This window comes from Flavobacterium turcicum (assembly GCF_011365745.1).
In the GTDB taxonomy this organism is placed as follows: Bacteria; Bacteroidota; Bacteroidia; order Flavobacteriales; family Flavobacteriaceae; genus Flavobacterium; species Flavobacterium turcicum.
This window is the reverse complement of sequence record NZ_JAAOBY010000001.1, coordinates 320,110-342,279: the sequence shown is the minus strand read 5'-3', so window position 1 is coordinate 342,279 and position 22,170 is coordinate 320,110. Positions and strand designations below refer to the sequence as shown.

Sequence of the window (22,170 nt, the reverse complement as noted above, 5' to 3'; positions counted from 1 at the left end):
CGAGCGGTTACGATGATGCTTTTTCGTTGAACAAATCTAATTTATTAACCCAACTTGTTTTTCTATCTAACACAAATACATCGATCAACAATAACAAGAAACCTAAACCTAAAAACCATTGAAATTGCGATTGGAATTCGGCCATTTCAGTTGCCTCAAACTCTGTTTTTTGAATGTTATTGAGTGTGTTTTTGATGTGTTCTACAACTTCCTTAGTATTATTACCGCTTACATAACTGCCTTTTGTTGTTTTTGCAATCACTTCTAAACTGGCTTTATTCAGTTTGGTAATTACTATTTCATTGTTATTGTCTTTTTGATAACCTTCAACCACACCGTTACGTTTCAAAGGAATATTAGCTCCTTTTTCGGTACCAACTCCAATGGTAATAATTTTTAAACCGAGTTTGTTCGCTTCTTCTGCAGCAGTTTCTGCACCTTCAGAATGATCTTCTCCATCCGAAATTAAAATAAGCAGTTTGCTAGTTTTGCTTTTTTCGTCAAAATAAGTAGCCGATAATTTAATAGCCTCGTCAAGCGAAGTTCCTTGTGACGATACCATTCCTGTATTCATACTTTGCAAAAACATACGCGCCACACCATAATCTGTAGTGATAGGCAATACCGGAAATGCGCTTCCTGCATAAGCCACAATACCAATTCGGTCACTGCCTAATTGCTTGATGATTTGAGATACCAATTGTTTGCTTTTATCCAAACGATTGGGCGCTACGTCTTCGGCCAACATACTTTTGGATACGTCCATGGCAAAAACAATATCGATACCTTCTCGTTTTACGGTTTCCATCTTGGTTCCAATTTTTGGATTAACCAAAGCAAAAACCAGTGCCAAAAGCGCTACAAGTAACAAAACCAATTTAGCAACTGGCTTAAAAATCGACGCATCGGGACTTAGTTTTTTAACCATTTCAAGGTCACCAAACTCGCGCTGTTTTTTTCGTTTCCAATACAAATTGGCCATAAAAACAAGCACCACCAAAGGCAGGATTACTAATAGGTATAAATATTTTTTTTCGTCTAATTCCATTTTATTTTTTTTAGTCGGTATTCCCTTTTACTAAGAATTCGACTGTCATTATACAAAGCTTTTGAAAACTGTATTTCGTAAACCAAATTCAGCTAACAGTAAAAAACCAGCAATCCAGACAAATAGTCTGAATTTTTCGTCGTAATCATAAAACTTGAGTTCCTCGATTTCAGTAGTTTCTAGCTTATTGATTGAGTTATAAATTTCTGCTAATTTTGAATTGCTTGTTGCTCTAAAATACTGACCTTCGGTTTTTTTAGCAATATTTTTCATCAATTGCTCGTCAATTTCTACTTTCATCATTTGAAACAAAAACTCTCCATTTGGCGCCACAGCGTATGGAAACATGGCCATTCCATTAGTTCCAATACCAATCGTATATACTTTTATACCGTATTGCTTGGCAATATCAGATGCAGTTTCAGGCTCAATAAAACCAGAGTTATTCACCCCATCGGTCAACAGAATAATTACTTTACTTTTAGCTTGACTGTCTTTCAATCGGTTCACAGCGGTAGCTAAACCCATACCAATTCCGGTACCGTCTTGCAGCACATTGTCGTATTTGATACTGTTGATGGCATCTAAAATAATCGCTTTATCGCTAGTTACAGGCGTTTTAGTGTACGCTTCAGATGCATAAACCACCAAACCAATTCGGTCGTTTGGGCGTTCTTGAACAAAATCGGCGGCAACGCGCTTTAGCGCTTCCATACGATTCGGTTTTAAATCCTTGGCCAACATACTACCTGATACGTCAATTGCCATAACGATATCAACACCCTTGGTTATTTTTGTTTTGTTACTCACATCAACCGTTCGTGGTCTTGCTAAGGCAATGATAAGAGAACAAAGCGCCAAAACACGAAACACATTCAAAACAGGTTTTAGTTTTGTAATCACGGATTTTGTTCCCTTGAAACCATCAAGCGAACTCATTTTTAGCGTAGCCGATTGTTGGTTTTTTTTCTTCCAAAACCAAAATACAACTACTGGAATCACAAGAAACAACCAAAAAAATTCTGGGTTTAAAAACGTTAATTTCTCCATTAGTTGCTCGCTTGTTTTAATTCAACAGTATTCAAAACACGCTCTGCAATGGTGTTGCCGTAAGTATCTCCTTCTTCATGGAAAATGAGTAATTGTTGCAAACCACCATCTTGACTAAAAATAAGTGCCTCGTAATACATTTTGGCTGTAGTTTTATTATTGCTATCCAATTGCGAGAAAGTACCGTAGGCTTTTAGACCCTTAACACCTTCGGGAGTTTCGAATTCCTCCTGTTTTACGATCATGTTCTGTGCGCCTTGTGCCTCAAGCGATTGCAAAGCTCCATCCATAGATTTGGCCAAATCAATTTGCGTTTCGGCTTTGTATTTAAAGGTAGAAACCAAGATATAAAAACGATCTATAAGGCTACCGTAGCCAAATGATTGCATCTCTTTGATCAGCGCCATGCCGTTTTTAGGAAGGCTTTTGGTTAAATCTACTCTTTTTAAAACCTTAGGAGTTTCAATAATCACGCCTGGATTTCCGTATTCACTTTTCACCCATTCGCCCTCTAAAAGTTCTTTGGTTGGGTGTCCGAGAATCGTGTCCTTCACATAATCAAATCCTTTGGTTACAGAGAAATAAACTGTTGTTGCTACCAAAACAAATGCAACAGCTGCCACTGCCAAACTGATTCTTTTTTTGCGTTCTTTACGCAATTGTAATTCAATTTGTTTTTGTCTTTGTGCTTCATTGAGTAGCAATTCTTCTTGGTCAGGAACCTCAACTGGAATGGATTTATCCAATGTTAAAATCACTTTTTGAATCTTGTTGCGATCTTCTGTAATTTCAAAATCAAGGGGTTTAACTTTCGCAAATTTTACCAAATCCGCTTGTTTAAGAACAAGTTCCAAGTTTTCGATAATGTCTTTTGAAAGCTTCATTTTCTTTTTAAGAGATGCTGCTTTTAAACCTTGAATCAACTCTGATGTAGTGCTTTCCATGGCCGGAATTTCAATCGCCTCTTCAATATAATTACGGGCGATATCAGTAAGCTCACTGTAATAAGCCTTTACTTCTCCTTTTTGCCATAACTCTTTTTTCTCCAGCGTATCTAGCAAGTTGGTTGCTTTTTCGATTGGCGTTTTGTAAACCTCTTCGGTAATTTTATTACGTTGTCTTCGTTTTACAAACCAATACACTCCTGCTCCAATTCCTGCTAAAAGCAAAAAGCCCAAAAGATATTTCCACCAATCGCCAACAGCATCCTCTGCAGGAGCTATGTCTTTGATGTCAAACATTTTTTGCTTTAAAGTGTCTACTTGCACATTGGCTACCTCAACAAGAAGCGAATCAGTAAAAAACGGTTTGCTGTTAATGAAGATTTTCACGCGAGGAATAACATACCTACCAGAATCAAACTGCGTTAAGCCGTATTTTTTGATTAACTCGTATTTGCTATCCATTCGAATTGTGTCGATGGGATACGACTGAATCACCTCAAGTGCACCAATGTTTCTAAAATTTGGAAACACGACTTTAGCCGAAGTATCAACCGTTGTTTTGATAGACAACTTGAACTCGGCTCCTATTTTATTTTTAATAGTATCAAGGCTGGTTACTACTTGTTTTTGTTGTGCAAAAACGGTGGTAGAAATCAGGATTAATAATATGTAGAGTTGTTTTTTCATGTTTTAGTATTGAACCTTTCTCGATTTTTGATGGAGGACTAACGATTTTTGATTTGCTTTGAAAAAGTTGGTTACCTTGACTTGAAATAGCTTAATAATTTAGTTACGTAACTTTCATCAACCCTTGTGTGTACTACTCCAGAGCCTGATTTACTGAAAGTTTCTTTAAAATAATCAACCTTTTCATGATACTGCTTTTCATATTGCAAACGCAACTGTTTTGATCCCGTATTAATCAACTCAATGGCACCTGTTTCAGCATCAAGCATCGGGACCATACCTAAATCGGGCATTTTTTCCTCTCGACTATCGTAAACTCGAATTCCGGTTATATCGTGCTTTTTTGCTGCAATTTTCAAGGTTTGCTCATAGCCATTAGCCATAAAATCAGAAATTACAAATACAATAGCTTTTTTCTTTTGAGTTCCAGATAAAAATTTTAAAGCTTGAGCAATATCGGTTTTTTTACTTTTAGGTTCAAATTCTAAAAGTTCTCGAATAATTCTCAATACATGAGAACGTCCTTTTTTAGGCGGAATGTACAATTCGATTGCATCTGAAAATAAAATCAATCCTATTTTATCGTTGTTTTGAGTAGCCGAAAAAGCCATTGTAGCAGCAATTTCGGTAACGATATCTTTTTTGAACTGATTTTTAGAACCAAAACTTTCGGAACCCGAAATGTCAACCATTAACATCATGGTGAGTTCGCGCTCCTCTTCAAAAACTTTTACGTGTGCCTCGTTGTAACGTGCGGTAACATTCCAATCAATAGCGCGAATATCGTCACCGTATTGGTATTGGCGTACCTCGCTAAAGGTCATTCCACGTCCTTTAAAAGATGTATGGTATTCACCCGAAAAGATGTGATCACTCAATCTTCGGGTCTTAATTTCTATTTTACGTACCTTTTTTAAAAGCTCTTTTGTATCCATTTTTTTAGTAATTAGTAATTAGTGAATAGTGAATAGTAACCAACCACGGTTAATTACTATTCACTTATTACTATTCACTTTTAGGGTACTTCTACTTCGTTTACGATTTTGTTGATAATGTCAACAGATGTAATGTTTTCAGCCTCCGCTTCGTAAGTAACTCCAATTCTGTGGCGCAATACATCGTGAACCACTGCACGTACATCCTCAGGAATTACATAGCCACGGCGCTTGATAAAAGCATAACATTTAGCCGCATTAGCCAAGTTGATACTACCACGAGGTGATGCTCCAAAACTGATTAAAGGTTTCAAATCAGCTAATTTGTATTTTTCAGGATATCGGGTAGCAAATATAATATCGAGAATGTATTTCTCTATTTTTTCATCCATGTAAACCTCACGAACAGCTTCTTGCGCACGCAAAATTTGCTCTACAGAAACAACTGCATTTACTTTTTCGAAGCTACCTTTCAAGTTTTGACGAATTACCATGCGCTCGTCTTCCATTTTAGGATAATCAATAACCGTTTTTAGCATAAAACGATCTACTTGCGCTTCTGGCAATTGGTATGTTCCTTCTTGCTCTACCGGATTTTGAGTAGCCAAAACTAAAAATGGGCGGTCTAATCTAAAAGTAGTGTCCCCAATAGTAACTTGCTTTTCTTGCATAGCCTCTAAAAGTGCCGATTGTACCTTAGCAGGCGCACGGTTGATCTCATCGGCTAGAACGAAATTTGCAAAAATAGGACCTTTTTTTATGGAGAATTCGTTTGACTTTATGTTGTAAATCATGGTTCCTACTACATCGGCAGGCAATAAATCTGGAGTAAACTGAATCCTGCTAAACGAACCTTGAACTGCTTGTGACAAAGTATTGATAGCCAAAGTTTTTGCCAACCCTGGCACTCCTTCTAACAAAATATGGCCTTGACCCAAAAGTCCAATTAACAAGCGCTCTACCATGTGCTTTTGACCCACAATAACCTTATTCATTTCCATTACGAGAAGGTCAATAAACGCACTCTCTCTCTCTATTTTTTCATTGATCGCTCTAATGTCTAAAGTCGCCGTATTTTCTTCCATTATTTTGTGTTTAAAAACTTGAATTAAATGCCTTTGGTTTGAAGCTGCAAATTGAATTTTTTTTTAGAAGTAAGATGTTAAAAAATGGTTAAAACTTAAGTAAAATAGGCAATTTTAAGTACTAATTGTGATACAATTTTTATAATTTTAAGAACTTTGAATAATAAAGTTCGAAAACGTAAAAAAGCTATTTTTTACAAAAAATAAAAAACATGATAAAAACAAATTTATCCCCCATCATTGCTGGCGTTATGAATTGGGGAATTTGGGATAAAAATCTCACTTCCAAAGAAATGGAGAACATGATTAATGTGTGTTTGGAGAATAAAATTTCTTCGTTTGACCATGCTGATATTTACGGTGATTATACCACCGAAGCCGCTTTTGGAAAAGCATTTGCAGCAAGCAAAATAGCGCGCGAAAAAATACAGCTGATTTCAAAATGCGGTATCCAGATGGTAACCGCGAACAGGAAAAACGCTATCAAACATTATCAGTACTCCAAGGATTATATTATTCAATCTGTCGAGGCCTCTTTACAAAACCTACACACTGATTATTTAGATGTATTGTTATTGCACCGACCAAGCCCATTGATGCAAGCTGATGAAATTGCCGAGGCGGTAACTCAATTGCAAACTCAAGGAAAAATCGTTGATTTTGGGCTTTCGAATTTCACAAATTCACAAACTGAATTGATAAGACAAAAAACACCTGTTTCTTACAATCAAATTCAGTTTTCAGCCACACACCACGAGCCTATGCTAGATGGCAGTTTAGCTTATATGCAACTACATAATATTCGGCCAATGTCTTGGAATCCGCTAGGATCTGTGTTTAGAGAAGACAATGCGCAAACCCGACGTTTGAAAAAATTATTGGCAACTTTGGTTGCTAAATACGAGTTGGGTTCAGACACATTATTGCTTGCATGGATTTTACAACATCCGTCTAAAATTATTCCAATTGCAGGTACCGTAAATGTGGCTCGAATTCAATCACTGATGAAAGCTGCTGCTTTACAATTGGATCATGAAGATTGGTTTGCTATCTGGACGGAAAGCATGGGGAACAAAGTTCCTTAATTTAAATCAAGCGCATTTTTAATTTTTTAAAAAATACAAATGAATAAAACCGTATTGATAACTGGTGCTACCAGCGGCATAGGTAAGGCAACAGCCCAACTATTAGCCAAAAACAATTTTAATGTGATCTTGTGCGGACGTCGAGAAGACCGCCTTGAAGAACTTGCTCAGGAGTTAAGCAAAATCACTCAAGTACACACATTGTGTTTTGATGTACGCGACAAAGAAGCAGTTTCAAATCAGATTGGCTCCTTGCCAGCTGGTTTTTCAACCATCGATGTTTTGATTAATAACGCAGGAAACGCGCACGGACTTGACCCGATTCAAACGGGAAGCCTTGACGATTGGGACGCCATGATTGATATAAATGTAAAAGGACTTTTATATGTTTCTAAAGCGGTAATTCCGGGTATGATTGCGAAAAAATCAGGTCACATCATCAACATTGGTTCAATTGCAGGCAAGGAAGTTTACCCGAACGGAAATGTTTACTGCGCCTCGAAACACGCGGTAGATGCTTTGAACCAAGCCATGCGCATTGATTTGAATCCGTACGGAATTCGAGTTGGAGCGATACATCCTGGCGCAGTTGAAACCGAATTTAGCGAAGTACGCTTTAAGGGGGATACCAACAGAGCGGCTAGTGTTTATAACGGATTTGAACCGCTAGTTGCCGAGGATATTGCAGATATCATTCATTTTGTAGTAACCCGACCATACCACGTCAATATTGGTGATTTACTAGTATTGCCTACCGCTCAAGCTGCAGCAACTATTTTAAAGAGAGACTAGTAAAAAATTGTAATCATTAAAAAATTAACCTCAGATTCACAGATTTTTAATTAATTTTAAGTCCGTGAATCTGCGGTAATTTATTTTGCAAAGAACCTAAATATAATTAATTCTTCAATGACGATTTAAGATATTGGAAATACACATTAATCAATAACAATGATCAACAAACGCCTTTTGATTAAAAATTTACTCGCACACAATGACGAATGTAGTTTTTATGATAAAAAGCGGCAGTTGAACCTGCATACTCGCGAGGGAAAAGCCAAATTTTTGAAACACATTTGCGCTTTATCTAACTCCAATCCTACCAATAATTCTTATATAGTCGTCGGTGTCGAAGATCAAGATAACACAATTTTAGGTGATGATTTTTTTGACGATAGCCGAATTCAAAATCTTGTAAATGCTTATTTAGAAAATCCTCCCAAAATTCAATACGAGAATGTTCCTTTTCCTAATTTACCAAAAGATAAAGTTGTAGGATTGGTAACGATTAAACCCAAAAATAAAATTTCTAGTTTTAAAAAAGGCATTCATACCATTCCGATAAACAGTATTTTTATCCGTGTTGGTAGCAATACCACTCCGCTTGAAGGCAAAATGGAATTCAATTTTACCAACGTTGAAACCGTAATTGGCATCGAAAACAACTCTCGAAACAGCATAGCACATACCTTGGATGGCGTAATTGAATTTATGAATTTCAAACATAAAGACATGGCCCCCAAGTACAAAGTTTTTAAAGAGTTGTTTGTGATATGTTGGGCGGGAATTACTAAAAAATCTAAAAATAAAACCTATTTATCACGAGTAGATATTGAGCTTGTAAACGAACAAATTAAATTGTTTTACTCCTCGCAAGATGTTGTAGAAATTTTCTTTGACGAAGACAGTTTCACCATTATTGAGTATGTACCCCTCGGATTAAGAGATCAAATGCAGTACTATCCGTTAGAAAAACAAACGTTACATTTTTTTGAAAATGGTTACTATAAAATAGAAACAGAATTCCTTTTCCAGCCACCTGAATTTGATAAAAAAACGTTGTATCACATTTACAATTCTAATTTGGCTTTGCTCAAAAAAATAAACTCCGCTCAAGCCTTGACTTTACAAGATCAAAAAGACCTATCGCATTTACCTTATACTTTTATGATTTGTTATTTAAACGGACTTGAGGATGCTAAACAAAATTTGATAGAAGCCAAAGCTACTCTAAAACCATTTATTCCTGTATATCTTTCGTTTAAAGAAGCTCTGAGGGTTTTACGAAAAATGAAATACGACACTTAACTATTACATGAAAGTATACCTAAATAATTGAAAGTCTTCTTCAATTGCATTAAATAAAAATCTCGATGAGGAAAAAAATTTTGCTTGCATAAAGCCAAAAAAAAGAAGGAGCCAATTGCTTTATTTTTACTTTTTAATACTCTAAAGCAGCATCTTAAAAGTTTATAGCAATTAACACAAAAGAATTGATGTAAAAGATTCAGAAAAAATTAAAAATAATTTATAATATCTGTAATCAATTGACACATCATCTTTACAAGAAGTAACGTTATTTTAACCAGTGTACTCATCAGGGAATTGGTTTAAATTTCCGTAAAGATAACTGTAATAATTGAATTACACAATCATTTGTAAGTACATTTTTCACAACTGTTTAACGATTTATGATTACCGTGTTTAAAACAGTAAAAAATGAATTTAGCTCAAAACAATACGTCTCAAATTTCATTGTTTTCACAATTAGCTTAAATAGTGCTTTTTTTCTGCTATTTTTGCAAATACAAATAGAGAAAATTCAGAATGAGAACACTCGTTATAGGCGATATTCATGGTGGCTTGCGAGCGCTACATCAAATCATGGAGCGTGCCAAAGTTACCAAACACGACACTCTTATTTTTTTAGGAGATTATGTAGACGGATGGAGTCAATCGCCTCAGGTACTTGATTTTATTATTGATTTGCAATCACAACAAAATTGCATTTGTATTCGCGGCAATCATGATGATTTATTACTAGAATGGCTTGATGAGAGCAAAGACAACCTTTTGTGGTACAAACATGGTGGCGAAGCAACTGTAAAAGCCTACGAAAGTGTAACATACAGCCAAAAACAAAAACATATCGAATTCCTTAAATCGCTTAAAAATTATTATTTAGACGAGCACAACAGATTGTATGTTCATGCCGGTTTTACGAATGTGAATGGCGCACAATTTGAATATTTTCCGGGTCAATTTTACTGGGACCGTACTCTTTGGGAAACCGCCTTATCCTTAGACGATCGGATGGCGCTTGACCATCCTTTTTATCCAAAAAGATTGAGCATGTACCATGAAATTTTTATTGGTCATACTCCCGTAACGCGAATTGGAGAAACGACACCTGTTAAAAAAGCCAACGTTTGGAATGTAGATACGGGAGCCGCGTTTAAAGGTCCGCTTACCATTCTTGATGTTGACACCAAAGAATTTTGGCAAAGTGAGCCGCTTAATCAATTGTATTTTGACGAAAAAGGCCGAAATTAATAAAACATAACAACTAATTTTTACGAATTTAAAACAGAGGAAATGAAAAAATATATTGTACTTTTTGCACTTGTACTAACAGCTAGCGTAGCTCAAGGCCAAGCTTTTAAAGGTAATGGTGATACTAAATTTGATCTTGGAGCAATACTACAAGATGGCGGATCCGGAATACGTGTTGCAACTGATTTTGGTTTGGGAGAAAATATGTCATTTGGCTTTGCTACTTCCTATTTGCTTTCTGTTTCAAATGATGCCTTAGGAAACAAACCAGATTTTGGTGACCGTATTGATTTAAAAGCCCGTTTTAATGCTAATTTAGGAAACGTATTTGAGCTGGATGAAAAAATGGATATTTATCCTGGATTAGATTTAGGTTTAAGAAATTTTGGTGCTCACTTGGGTTTTAGATATTTTTTTACTGAAGGTTTTGGTGTTTTTACCGAGGCTGGAATTCCTATTGCTAGTTACAAAACAAACCCAATTGGTTTTGATAAACTAAACAATCAGTTTACTTTTAGTATAGGAGCGTCTTTCAATTTGTAGAACAAAACTATTTTGAAATAAAAAAAAGGCAATTTGAGATTTCAAATTGCCTTTTTTAGTATTTCTATTTATTCAATTACAAATCAAATTTGATTCCTTGTGCTAAGGGTAAACTTGTGGTGTAATTGATGGTATTAGTTTGACGACGCATATACACTTTCCAAGCATCAGAGCCAGACTCACGACCGCCACCTGTTTCTTTTTCTCCTCCAAAAGCACCTCCAATTTCGGCACCAGAAGTTCCAATGTTTACGTTTGCAATACCACAATCAGAACCTGTTACAGAAAGGAATAATTCTGCTTCACGCAAATTATTGGTCATAATTGCCGATGACAATCCTTGTGCTACTCCGTTTTGAATTGCAATAGCATTTTCTACCGTTCCTGAATATTTTAATAAGTACAATACAGGTGCAAAAGTTTCGTGTTGTACAATTTCAAAAGTGTTATCAGCCTCAGCAATAGCTGGTTTTACATAACAACCACTTTCAAATCCTTCGCCAGAAAGCACTCCGCCTTCAACAAGAATTTTTCCGCCTTCGGCAACTACTTTTTCAAGCGCTTTATTATACATTTCTACAGCATGTGTGTCAATTACAGGACCAACATGATTATTTTCATCTAATGGATTACCAATACGCAATTGCTTGTAAGCAGACACCATGGCATCTTTTACAGTATCGTAAATACTTTCGTGAATGATCAATCTACGTGTTGAAGTACAACGTTGTCCTGCAGTTCCAACGGCACCAAATACGGCACCAATAACGGTCATTTTTATATCCGCATCAGGAGTTACAATGATAGCATTGTTTCCACCTAATTCTAACAATGATTTTCCAAGACGAGCAGCAACCGCTTGCGCTACAATTTTACCCATACGAGTAGAACCTGTTGCAGATACCAAAGGCACGCGCTTATCGTTAGTCATCATTTCGCCTACTTTGTAATCTCCGTTGATCAAACAAGAAATTCCTTCTGGAAGGTTATTTTCTTTAATTACTTCAGCAATAATATTTTGGCAAGCAATACCGCAAAGAGGTGTTTTTTCAGATGGTTTCCAAACGCAAACATCGCCACAAATCCAAGCTAATGCTGTGTTCCAAGCCCAAACTGCTACTGGAAAATTGAAAGCCGAAATGATTCCTACCACTCCTAATGGATGGTATTGCTCGTACATTCTGTGTCCTGGACGCTCAGAGTGCATGGTTAAACCGTGTAATTGACGAGATAATCCCACTGCAAAATCACAGATATCAATCATTTCCTGAACTTCTCCATATCCTTCTTGCAATGATTTCCCCATTTCATAGGAAACTAACTTACCAAGAGCTTCTTTATTTTTACGTAATTTTTCACCAAACTGGCGTACAATTTCGCCGCGTTGTGGCGCTGGCATTGTTTTAAAAGTCTTAAAAGCTTCTGTTGCTGTTTGCATTACTTTTTCGTAATCAGCGGCAGTCGATGTTTTTACTTTACCTATTAATTGTCCGTCAACAGGCGAAAAACTTTCTAAAATTTCACCATTTGAAAAGGAGTTTTGTCCGGTTGAACTTCCTTCGTTTATATCATTTATGCCCAATTGCTTCAAGGCTTCGTTCATTCCGAATTGATTGGCTATTGTTATCATTCTAACTTTTTTGATTAAAATTGTTATATTTATTTACAAATATATTGATTTCAGCTTGAAAAATACACTTTGGTATTTTATTTTGTTCTAGCCCCGGTAGCAGCGGCATCTCCCGATTTTAAAAAACAAGGATTTTTTGGCCGTAGTTTTTTTAATCGGGAATACAGCGGATAACGGGAAAAAGCTACTAAAAAACTAGTCTTTAGAAACAAATTTAGGATCGGCCTGCATGACCGTTCCGCACGAATCGCAGGTGCGCAAGCTTTCTGAATTATAAAAATGTTTGAAATGAGGCAGAAAATCCTTCTCTATGTTATGGAGTTCAAAATAAACCTCGTGCAATTTGTGATTGCAGTTATCACAAAACCACAGTAAGCCATCGGTAAAACCCTGACCCGCTCGTTTGCGTTCAATAACCAACCCAATTGAACCCTCAGAACGAACCGGTGAATGTGGCGTTTTGGCAGGATTGAGATACATATCGCCAGGATTTAATTCCATTTCGCGGCGCTCTCCATCTTCTTGAATAATTACTTTTATAGAACCTTCAAGTTGGTAAAATAGTTCTTCGGTTTCGTTGTAATGATAGTCTTTACGGGCGTTGGGGCCAGCCACCACCATAACGATATAATCTCCTGATTCTTGGTATAAATTTTTGTTACCTACGGGCGGTTTGAGTAGGTGACGATTTTCATCAATCCACTTATTGAGGTTGAAGGGTTTTGCGATTGCCATTTTAGTATGAGTTTCAAAGTTACTAAGCCACTAAGGTACTAAGATTTTCAATGAATCAAGCGACTAATTTTTACCAAAAAAGCGAAGGTGGCTGTGTGTTATTTTTGCTTGATCAAATAAATGTAAACGGGAAAATGGTCGCTAAAACCAATTTCAGAGGATGAATGCCGCAACGGATATCCTTTAAACTGACCGCTGTTTTGGATGAGAAAAGGCTTGTTGTAAATACCCGCTTTCCAGAAACGATAGCTAGAAAAATCAGTGCGGATTAAAGTTTCTGAAATCATTATTTGATCAAAAATATCCCAAGCATCACGATGCGCAATGGTTCCTTGGCCTTTTTGAGCCATTTCTTCAAAAGGGTTAAAGATGCCAAACGCTACTACAGATGCTTTTTTAGCTTTGGCGCCAAGCCCTATTTTTACGCTTTTATTATAAGGTCCGTCATTGAGATCGCCCATAGTGATGATTTTTGCTTCGGGATTAATTCGCTGTAACGAATCAATTATTTTTCTGTTCAATAAGCCTGCTGCCTCGCGATACGGACTTGATTTTTTTTCACCTCCAGAGCGAGATGGCCAGTGGTTTACAATAATATGAATTTCTTCGCCTTCAAGAAAACCGGTTACTAAAAGTTGATCTCGAGTGTATACTCTGTAATTTTTGGTATTTACTTCAGGATTATCATCCGTGATCTCAGCGGCTTTATCAGCTACCTCATCTTTTGTCACATTTCCTTTTTTGTAAATGTACAACGGGATGTTGCTGGAGCTTGTGGGTTGGAATTTACTTTTTTGATACAAAAGCGCTACATCGATTCCGCGTTTGTCTGGCGAATCAAAATGTACGATGCCATATTCTTTCTCTAACAAAAGTGGCTGTTTGACAAGATCTTCAAGAACAGCTCTGTTTTCAATTTCGCAACCTCCAATAAGCGTTGGTGAATCTGCATGCTCTCCAGTGCCAATTGAAGAAAGAACACGAGCTAGATTGGCTAACTTTTTTTGGTATTTGTCGAATGTCCAACGCTGTAAACCTTTTGGCGTCCATTCCTCATCAAAAGTATCTGGGTCATTTATAGTGTCGAATAAATTTTCGAAATTATAAAAAGCTACGGTGTGAATGCTGTATTTTTTAGTTTGTGACGAGGCAATTGTAGGTAGGCCGAGAGAAAGGAGCAACAGAATTCTAAATTTCATTGTTTTTTTTTTTGAGTTACAACGTACCGATAATCAATTACTTTAGGTTAAAAGTAGTAATTTGTATTGAATTTCGCATTGTTTTAGAAATGACTATCTTTGAATTTATAAACAAACACTTTTTTCAGTTAACGCCAATTCATGAACTACTATACATTCAAGCAACCGACAAGACATTCTATTTTTTATTGGTTGCTATTTCTTATTTTTGTTTTAGAAACCTCATACAGTCAAGCTCAAACCACTATGATTACACCACCTTATTTGCAAAAAGGAGATACCGTTGCTCTTGTAGCTACAGCTCGAAAAAACATTGACAACAACCTACAACCTGCTATTGATTTATTACATAGTTGGGGACTTGAGGTTGTGATTGGAAAAACAATTGGCTTAGACAATAATCAACTTGCAGGAACTGATGAACAACGTGCAGCCGATTTTCAAACACAGTTAGACAACCCTAACATCAAAGCAATTTGGTGCGTAAAAGGCGGTTATGGTACGGTTAGAATGGTTGATTTATTAGATTTTACAAAGTTTAAAATGAATCCGAAATGGATTGTAGGTTTTAGCGATGTAACTGTTTTGCATAGTCATTTGAATACTTTAGGTTTTCAATCGCTTCATGCCATTATGCCACTTACTGCACCACGAGCAACGCCGCAAGCCATAACATCACTCAAAAAAGCGCTTTTTGGTGAATCGCTTTCTTACCAAGTTGCCGCTTTTAGCAAAAACATAATAGGAACTGCAACCGGACGTTTGGTGGGCGGAAATTTATCGATACTCTACAGTTTGTTTGGCTCTACATCAGCAATTGATTGCACCGATAAAATTTTGTTTATCGAAGATCTTGACGAATATTTGTATCATATAGACCGCATGATGATGAACTTAAAACGCAATGGTTGCCTCGAAAGCATCAAAGGAATTGTTGTAGGATCAATGACCAAAATGAAAGACAACGATGTTCCGTGGGGTAAAAATGCGATCGAAATTATTGAAGATGTAACGCAAAAATACAACATTCCGATTTTGTACAATTTCCCAGCCGGGCACATTCAAGACAATAGAGCCTTAATTTTAGGGCGAATGGTTACACTAGATGTACAGGAAAAAGGCGGAACGCTCACATTTGAATAAAAAAAATCCACCACGACTTTTTTTGAAGGATTGGAAGCTTGGCCGAAAGTAGCTTGAGGACTTAAGCGGTAAATTAAATTCTGTTTTTTTTATTGATGAATTGTAGTTGCAGAAGTTAAATAACGTATAACCTCAAACTTGAAACAAAATTTTTAAATGGCTGAACACAATGAACTTGGTAAACTTGGCGAAGAAATGGCTGTTGAGTTCCTGCAAAAGGAAGGCTATACTATTTTGCAAACCAATTATACGTTTCAAAAAGCAGAAATTGACATCCTAGCCCAAAAAGCAGGTGTTCTTGCTGTAGTCGAAGTAAAAACAAGATCTTCCTTAGATTTTGGATTACCTCAGGATTTTGTGAAGCCCAAAAAAATACAACTGTTAGTAAAAGCTGTTGATGCATTTGTAACTCAAAATGATCTTGACCTAGAGGTACGTTTTGATATCATCGCCATTCATAAAAACGATAAATCTTTTGTTATTGAGCATCTTACCGATGCCTTTTATCATTTTTAATCACTTTTTTATATTGTTATATTTGTAACAAATTGTTTTTTATTTATCTTTGCATTCAAATTACACAGTAACTACATACAACGCAACTACAAATTAAAAAAATCCATCATGAAAACTGTTTCTTCAATTGTTGAAAATTACATCAAAACAAAACCTTTTTTACTAAATGCTTTATCACTAGGCATTATCAATTTGACTTCGTTATCACGTAATATCATGACAGAGTTAGAAGCTGATTTTGGTAAAGAAGTGAAACAAGGTGCTGTAGTAATGGCGTTGAAAAGATTAACAGAGGAACTGGATTTTAGACTCAACCACAAGATTAATAAAGTCATCAAAAATATTGGCGAAATCACCGTACGATCAGCCTTGACGGATTATACTTTTGCAGCCTCAGAAACAGTTTTGAACAAACAGGCTGATTTAATTGCGGATATCAATGCATTGCCAGATATTTTTTATACTTCATCAAGAGGAGTAAACGAAACAAATATTGTAGTGAGCAACAGCATCAATCATCTTGTAGACAAACATTTTGCAAACGAAAAACTGATTCAGAAACTAGATGATCTGGCATCAATCACTGTAAAATTACCCAAAGAAAACATTGTAGTTCCTGGAATTTACTATTTCATTTTTCAGCGTTTGGCTTGGGAAGGAATTATTATCAACGAGGTAATTTCGACATCAAACGAGTTCACTATCTTAGTAAGTGAAGAACAAGTGGATGTGGCTTTTAAAGTGATAAAGGATTTGAAGAATTAAATTCACTTCCTAATATTTAGGTTTTTGTTTCGTTCCTCTAAAATTAATTATTTCAATACATGATTTTTTATAATTAACTTGGTAAACAAGATAGTTATTTCTATCTATGGTTGCTTTATGAAGATTTTTAAAGGATTTAGACTTTGGATAAAGGTCAGGGAAATGACTAATTTGCTTAATAACTTGATTGATATTTTCTTCCAACTGCAAAATTTCCCTGAACGTCCATTCCGCTTCTAAATATTCAATAACAATTGCCAAACCTGTATCGGCTTGAGGAGTCCATTTAATCTCTAACGCCATTTGGCAAATCTGTTCATTACAGTTTCATGACTTACAAACTCGTCATTTTCTACTTGTTTTAAACCGATTTCAATTTGCTGTTTTTCCTCTGAATTCAAATCAGTAAACCAATCCTTTTTACTGGTTTTTAAAATGATTTCAAGTTTTTCCAATAAACTTTCGTCAATAGTTGTCAACTCTTGAATCAAATTATATTTTCTGGTGGCTAAATTCATAACTTAAAATTTTAGTTTAACAAAGTTATCTTTTTTGATAATGGTAAAAAAATAAATCGTCAAATTTAACTAAGTGTTTCATTTTTAAAATATTAAACAAATAGATTTTATTAATATTGATTTAAGAAAATGACAAGCATTTTATTTTAATTCTGGATGGATATCATCTTCTGTATTTAAAATCAAATCAGGACCCAATGATTTTAAAACATAATCACTTTCTTGTTTTTTGTAATAAAATCTTGCAGGTTTTGATTCTTTAAAATTGAATTCACTATTAAACAACTCATCATCATTAAAAAACTTGTTTTGTAGTTTCAATTCTGGTAAACTATCAGGATACGTTCCATTTTTACTTTTATAAAACTCTAAATCTTTTACCATTTCATTCAATTGAATATTTGTAAATTGTATTAAATGTTTTTCATGAAAATCGCTGTTTAGATAAATAAACCAAAATATAGGTGTGAAAAGAATTCCTCCTAATCCAATTAATTTCATTTTTTTATCTTTCCTTATAAATCCCTGAAACAATAGAACTCCGCCAGGAATCAATCCAAAATTGGGAATCAATCCAACAAAACCAAATTTATACAGGCTTTTGGAAGTTATTTTTTGAAAAAATGATTTTTCCTTAGTAGCATTAGTTGTCAATTATTCAATTGTTTAAAGTTTATTGAAGAAATATTTTTTACTCCCCACCCAACATCTCCATCAATTCCAAGCACCTACGCGTAGTTTTGGCATCATCAAAGGTTAAGAGCAAACGTAATCCTGCTGGAGTTTGCTTTTCTTTCATTCTACAAATAGCAGTATTTTTTTGAACAAAATTCACAACTTGCATAAATCGCTTGGATTGGTAGTAATCCGATTGTTGATCCGAGACAAAATAACCAATCATTTTGCCTTGCTTCAATACCAATTTCTCAATTCCTATTCGTGTAGCGATCCATTTAATACGAATACTATTCATCAATGCTTTGGCACGTGGTGGCATAGGTCCAAAACGATCAATCAATTTATTTTGAAATACGATTAGTTCCTCTTCATTTTTGATGGCACCCAACTCATTGTACAAACTCAATCGTTCCGATACATTATTGATGTATTCATCAGAAAACAACAATTCAAAATCAGTATCTATTTGGAGGTCTTTTACATATTCCTTGGTCTCAATATTATTCTCTTCTGGATATAAATCTTTAAATTCATTTTCTTTCAACTCATCAATGGCCTCGTTCATGATTTTTTGATAAGTATCAAAACCAATTTCGTTGATGAAACCACTTTGCTCACCTCCTAGTAAATCTCCAGCACCACGAATTTCTAAATCTTTCATGGCAATGTTAAATCCGCTGCCTAATTCACTGAATTGTTCCAAGGCTTGAATACGTTTACGAGCATCTTCGGTCATACTTGAATAAGGCGGACAGATAAAATAACAGAATGCTTTCTTGTTACTTCGACCTACTCGACCGCGCATTTGATGCAAATCAGACAGTCCGAAATTATTGGCATTATTGATAAAAATCGTATTCGCATTTGGCACATCCAATCCGCTTTCGATAATGGTTGTTGCGACTAAAACATCGAATTCACCGTTCATGAAAGCCAACATCAATTCTTCAAGTTTTTTACCATCCATTTGACCGTGACCGATTCCTACTCTGGCATTGGGAACCAAACGCTGAATCATTCCGGCTACTTCCTTAATATTTTCTATTCGGTTATTGATAAAGAAAACCTGTCCGTTTCGCTGAATTTCATACGAAATAGCGTCTCGAATGGTCTCTTCGCTAAAGCCAACCACATTCGTTTCAATAGGATATCTATTTGGCGGAGGCGTAGTAATAACTGATAAATCTCGAGCTGCCATCAATGAAAACTGTAAGGTTCTCGGGATTGGCGTTGCAGTTAGTGTTAAGGTATCCACATTCGCAGCAATGGTTTTCAGTTTGTCTTTTACGTTGACACCAAATTTTTGTTCCTCATCTACAATCAACAAACCAAGGTCTTTAAAAACAACATTTTTGTTGACCAATTGATGCGTTCCTATCACAATATCAAGTTTTCCTTCGGCTAATTGTTTTAGCGTTTCGGCTTTTTGTTTGGCGGTTCTAAAACGGTTCAAATAACCAATAGACACCGGCATATCTTTCAATCGCTCGCTAAAAGTTCTATAATGTTGGTAAGCCAAAATAGTTGTAGGAACCAAAACAGCAACTTGTTTGCTATTATCGACTGCTTTGAAAGCCGCACGAATAGCTACTTCGGTTTTACCAAAACCTACGTCACCACAAACCAAGCGGTCCATTGGGCGATCGCTTTCCATATCAGCTTTTACCTCAGCAGTTGATTTAGTTTGGTCAGGCGTATCTTCGTAAATAAATGAACTTTCTAACTCGTTTTGCAAGTAACTGTCGGGCGCGTATTGAAATCCTTTTTCGAGTCTTCTTTTGGCGTAAAGCTGGATCAAATTAAAAGCAATATGCTTGACACGTGCTTTGGTTTTTTGTTTTAAAACCTTCCAAGCGTTAGAACCTAGCTTGTAAATTTTAGGTGGCGTTCCGTCTTTGCCGTTGTATTTTGAAATTTTATGGAGCGAATGAATGCTTACATACACAATGTCATTATCGGCATAAACGAGCTTGATTGCCTCTTGTGTTTTGCCTTCGACTTGTATTTTTTGCAAACCTCCAAAACGACCTATTCCGTGATCAATATGCGTTACATAATCGCCCACCGAAAGTGTTGTAAGCTCTTTTAAAGTTATGTTTTGCTTTTTTGAATAGCCATTTTTGATGTTGAATTTATGGTAGCGTTCAAAAATTTGATGGTCGGTGTAACACGTAATCTGGTTTTCTTCATCCACAAAACCTTGATACAATGGCAACACAACCGTATTGTATTGCTTGCGGATATTCTCAGAATTAGCTTCGTCTAAGGTTTCGAAGATATCGTGAAAACGTTTGGCTTGCGCATCATTTGAACAAAACAAATAATTTTTGTAACCGTTAAAATGATTTTCATTCAAATTATTCAGCAACAAATCAAATTGTTTATTGAACGAAGGTTGCGGCTTGATATGGAATTCCCATTTTTGAGTAGCTCTAAAAATAGCCTTAGTATTGAACTCAATAATCGAAAAATCTAGCGCGCGCTTGATAAATTGTGTTTGGTTCAAAAACAATTGCTCTGGCTCACTACGTTTGATTTCTTGCGATAATTTAGCAAAAGCGTTTTCGGCACGAGCAAATTGTTTGTCTAACTCTGTGCATAAATTTTCAGTATTTTGAATGCAAATAACCGTTTGCTCTGAGATATAATCCAGAAAACTTTCGCGGTTTTCTTGAAATACTTTGTTTTCGACATTTGGGATAATAGCAATTTTTTTCTGCGGCAAAATAGACAACTGCGTCGCTACATCAAAAGTACGAATGCTCTCAACCTCATCGCCAAAAAATTCAATTCGGTACGGATTATCATTCGAGAAAGAAAACACATCGACGATTCCACCACGAACAGAAAACTCGCCCGGTTCAGTGATAAAATCGACTCTTTTGAATTCGTATTCGAATAAAACTTCGTTTATAAAATCGATAGAAATTTTGTCACCAACAGCCACTTTTAAAGTATTGGTGTCTAATTGCTTTCGAGTTACCACTTTTTCAAACAAAGCCTCCGGATAGGTAACAATTAGCGCTGGTTTTTTACGAGAGTTGATGCGGTTCAAAACTTCGGCTCTAAGCAAAACATTGGCATTATCGGTATCCTCAAGCTCGTAAGGCCTACGAAACGATGCTGGATAAAACAACACATCTTGCTCGCCCACCATTTGTTCTAGATCATTCAAATAATAAGCAGCTTCTTCTTTGTCATTGAGCACAACTAAAAACGGAAGCTCCGCCTTTTTAAAAACAGCACGCAAAACAAAGGAAAGAGACGACCCCACCAAGCCCGAAAGCTGCATTTTTACCTGATTTTTTTCGAGTAAGCGCACTGCAATTTGTATGGTTTTGGGAGCAGTATCGTAGGTTTGGTATAAAACTGATTTACTCAACGCGTGGAATATTTGGATCTACAATAGGCGTATTAGGAATGGCTCTGCTGCTGTCTAGCATGCGTAGCAAATCAGATTCACCTTCTTCTAACTGGATTTTACTTTTTTCGACAATTTCGTCCATTTGTCGTTGAACGGAAAGCAATTCGAGATTAATTTCGGCTACCAAAGCACTGACTTTTTTGTCTGGAATAACGTCTAAGTGCATAAATAAATCCAACATCCGCACCTTGGTTGTAAGGGCTGCAATGCGACTGCGTATTTGTGGTTTGTCGTATTGGTAGGGTATGCGTTCGCCCAGCGCCATTACTTTTTTAGATAATTCTGCCGATTTGCGTTGGTACGCGCGAACAGATGCTTGCGGTTTTTGTGCCAAGGCATCCAAAAAAAGGCGCAACTCGTTCCAAGAGGCTATACTCGTTTCAGAAGCTTCGGTGAGTGGTGTGTCATAAAAATCCCAAGCCTTTTGCAATTTTTTTACTAAAACTTCCTTTTTTTGAACCTCCTTTTGTGTGTCAGCCAAACGATTGTCATCCTCATTTTTACAGGAAAATAAGAACAAAACGAGGCAACAGCAAAGAGCAAAATTGTATTTCATTTTTTGTGTCATTAAAGTACAAAGTTACAAACTAAATTGGCAATAACGAATGGTGGTTTTGGGTAATGTCAATCTCGCAAGAAACCAATCAACTTTCGATTTACTAGGTTGAAAAAACTGCTTTTTGACGCCGCATAATATTTTAAATAGGATCTGAATTAAATTTGTTTTAAAAATTATGGCCATAACTTTGCCATTTTGACAACGACCAAATAGATTTCACCACTAAAAAAACCAGTATTTTCGTTTTAGATTAAATTTAATGTAGTGTTTGTGCTTTTTATTGCTGTTTTTAT

The 22,170-nt window shown here is 36.0% G+C and carries 21 protein-coding genes; 8 read left to right on the top strand and 13 right to left on the bottom strand.

Annotated elements, in window-relative coordinates:
• Window positions 1-7: 7 nt before the first annotated feature.
• The 5 genes from G9Q29_RS01515 to G9Q29_RS01495 form a co-directional block, all read right to left on the bottom strand.
• On the bottom strand, window positions 8-1,048 hold the full coding sequence (locus tag G9Q29_RS01515; RefSeq protein ID WP_166132742.1) for a VWA domain-containing protein: 1,041 nt from the start codon (window positions 1,046-1,048) through the stop codon (window positions 8-10).
• Between the two features lie 48 nt (window positions 1,049-1,096).
• Complete coding sequence (locus G9Q29_RS01510; RefSeq protein WP_166132741.1) at window positions 1,097-2,098, bottom strand: vWA domain-containing protein; 1,002 nt, start codon at window positions 2,096-2,098, stop codon at window positions 1,097-1,099.
• A complete protein-coding gene (locus G9Q29_RS01505) occupies window positions 2,098-3,729 on the bottom strand; it encodes a DUF4381 domain-containing protein (protein ID WP_166132740.1) in 1,632 nt (543 codons plus the stop codon). Before G9Q29_RS01505 ends, G9Q29_RS01510 begins: the two co-directional genes overlap by 1 nt.
• Window positions 3,730-3,800: 71 nt before the next feature.
• The gene (locus G9Q29_RS01500) at window positions 3,801-4,664 is read right to left on the bottom strand and encodes a DUF58 domain-containing protein (RefSeq protein WP_166132739.1); all 864 of its coding nucleotides are present in this window, start codon (window positions 4,662-4,664) and stop codon (window positions 3,801-3,803) included.
• An 80-nt stretch (window positions 4,665-4,744) separates the two neighbouring features.
• Window positions 4,745-5,749, bottom strand: a complete 1,005-nt coding sequence (locus G9Q29_RS01495; protein ID WP_166132738.1) for an AAA family ATPase — start codon at window positions 5,747-5,749, stop codon at window positions 4,745-4,747.
• A gap of 212 nt (window positions 5,750-5,961) precedes the next feature.
• Here G9Q29_RS01495 and G9Q29_RS01490 point away from each other — a divergent pair, with 212 nt between their 5' ends.
• The 5 genes from G9Q29_RS01490 (at window position 5,962) to G9Q29_RS01470 (ending at window position 10,710) form a co-directional block, all read left to right on the top strand.
• On the top strand, window positions 5,962-6,834 hold the full coding sequence (locus G9Q29_RS01490) for an aldo/keto reductase (protein ID WP_166132737.1): 873 nt from the start codon (window positions 5,962-5,964) through the stop codon (window positions 6,832-6,834).
• Between the two features lie 39 nt (window positions 6,835-6,873).
• Window positions 6,874-7,626, top strand: a complete 753-nt coding sequence (locus G9Q29_RS01485) for an SDR family NAD(P)-dependent oxidoreductase (RefSeq protein WP_166132736.1) — start codon at window positions 6,874-6,876, stop codon at window positions 7,624-7,626.
• A gap of 159 nt (window positions 7,627-7,785) precedes the next feature.
• The gene (locus G9Q29_RS01480; protein WP_166132735.1) at window positions 7,786-8,922 is read left to right on the top strand and encodes an ATP-binding protein; all 1,137 of its coding nucleotides are present in this window, start codon (window positions 7,786-7,788) and stop codon (window positions 8,920-8,922) included.
• Between the two features lie 519 nt (window positions 8,923-9,441).
• Entirely contained in the window at window positions 9,442-10,167 is a 726-nt protein-coding gene (locus tag G9Q29_RS01475) for a metallophosphoesterase family protein (protein ID WP_166132734.1), read from the top strand.
• Between the two features lie 42 nt (window positions 10,168-10,209).
• Window positions 10,210-10,710: a DUF6646 family protein gene (locus tag G9Q29_RS01470; protein ID WP_166132733.1), complete on the top strand. Its 501-nt coding sequence runs from the start codon at window positions 10,210-10,212 to the stop codon at window positions 10,708-10,710.
• A 76-nt stretch (window positions 10,711-10,786) separates the two neighbouring features.
• On the opposite strand, the gene amaB is transcribed toward G9Q29_RS01470, so the two are convergent.
• From amaB to G9Q29_RS01455, 3 genes are all read right to left on the bottom strand, one after another.
• A complete protein-coding gene (gene amaB, locus G9Q29_RS01465; protein WP_166132732.1) occupies window positions 10,787-12,340 on the bottom strand; it encodes an L-piperidine-6-carboxylate dehydrogenase in 1,554 nt (517 codons plus the stop codon).
• Between the two features lie 195 nt (window positions 12,341-12,535).
• Window positions 12,536-13,075 carry a 3-hydroxyanthranilate 3,4-dioxygenase gene (locus G9Q29_RS01460; RefSeq protein WP_166132731.1) on the bottom strand — a complete coding sequence of 180 codons (540 nt, stop codon included), beginning with the start codon at window positions 13,073-13,075 and terminating at the stop codon, window positions 12,536-12,538.
• Between the two features lie 98 nt (window positions 13,076-13,173).
• On the bottom strand, window positions 13,174-14,274 hold the full coding sequence (locus tag G9Q29_RS01455) for an endonuclease/exonuclease/phosphatase family protein (RefSeq protein ID WP_166132730.1): 1,101 nt from the start codon (window positions 14,272-14,274) through the stop codon (window positions 13,174-13,176).
• A gap of 246 nt (window positions 14,275-14,520) precedes the next feature.
• Here G9Q29_RS01455 and G9Q29_RS01450 point away from each other — a divergent pair, with 246 nt between their 5' ends.
• The 3 genes from G9Q29_RS01450 (at window position 14,521) to G9Q29_RS01440 (ending at window position 16,698) form a co-directional block, all read left to right on the top strand.
• A complete protein-coding gene (locus G9Q29_RS01450) occupies window positions 14,521-15,417 on the top strand; it encodes a S66 peptidase family protein (RefSeq protein WP_166133519.1) in 897 nt (298 codons plus the stop codon).
• 156 nt (window positions 15,418-15,573) lie between these two features.
• Entirely contained in the window at window positions 15,574-15,933 is a 360-nt protein-coding gene (locus G9Q29_RS01445; protein ID WP_166132729.1) for a YraN family protein, read from the top strand.
• 108 nt (window positions 15,934-16,041) lie between these two features.
• Entirely contained in the window at window positions 16,042-16,698 is a 657-nt protein-coding gene (locus tag G9Q29_RS01440) for an aspartate kinase (protein WP_166132728.1), read from the top strand.
• A gap of 9 nt (window positions 16,699-16,707) precedes the next feature.
• Here the strand turns inward: G9Q29_RS01440 and G9Q29_RS01435 are convergent, their stop codons facing one another.
• The 5 genes from G9Q29_RS01435 to G9Q29_RS01415 all read right to left on the bottom strand — a co-directional run bounded on the left by G9Q29_RS01435 (window position 16,708) and on the right by G9Q29_RS01415 (window position 21,874).
• Complete coding sequence (locus G9Q29_RS01435) at window positions 16,708-17,001, bottom strand: type II toxin-antitoxin system RelE/ParE family toxin (protein WP_166132727.1); 294 nt, start codon at window positions 16,999-17,001, stop codon at window positions 16,708-16,710.
• The gene (locus tag G9Q29_RS01430) at window positions 16,992-17,216 is read right to left on the bottom strand and encodes a hypothetical protein (RefSeq protein ID WP_166132726.1); all 225 of its coding nucleotides are present in this window, start codon (window positions 17,214-17,216) and stop codon (window positions 16,992-16,994) included. The genes G9Q29_RS01435 and G9Q29_RS01430 overlap by 10 nt, the downstream gene beginning before the upstream one ends.
• 141 nt (window positions 17,217-17,357) lie before the next feature.
• The gene (locus G9Q29_RS01425) at window positions 17,358-17,870 is read right to left on the bottom strand and encodes a tripartite tricarboxylate transporter TctB family protein (RefSeq protein WP_166132725.1); all 513 of its coding nucleotides are present in this window, start codon (window positions 17,868-17,870) and stop codon (window positions 17,358-17,360) included.
• A 37-nt stretch (window positions 17,871-17,907) separates the two neighbouring features.
• Complete coding sequence (gene mfd, locus G9Q29_RS01420; protein ID WP_166132724.1) at window positions 17,908-21,276, bottom strand: transcription-repair coupling factor; 3,369 nt, start codon at window positions 21,274-21,276, stop codon at window positions 17,908-17,910.
• Window positions 21,269-21,874 (bottom strand): hypothetical protein, encoded by a 606-nt coding sequence (locus tag G9Q29_RS01415; RefSeq protein ID WP_166132723.1) that lies wholly within the window; start codon window positions 21,872-21,874, stop codon window positions 21,269-21,271. The genes mfd and G9Q29_RS01415 overlap by 8 nt, the downstream gene beginning before the upstream one ends.
• Window positions 21,875-22,170: the final 296 nt, after the last annotated feature.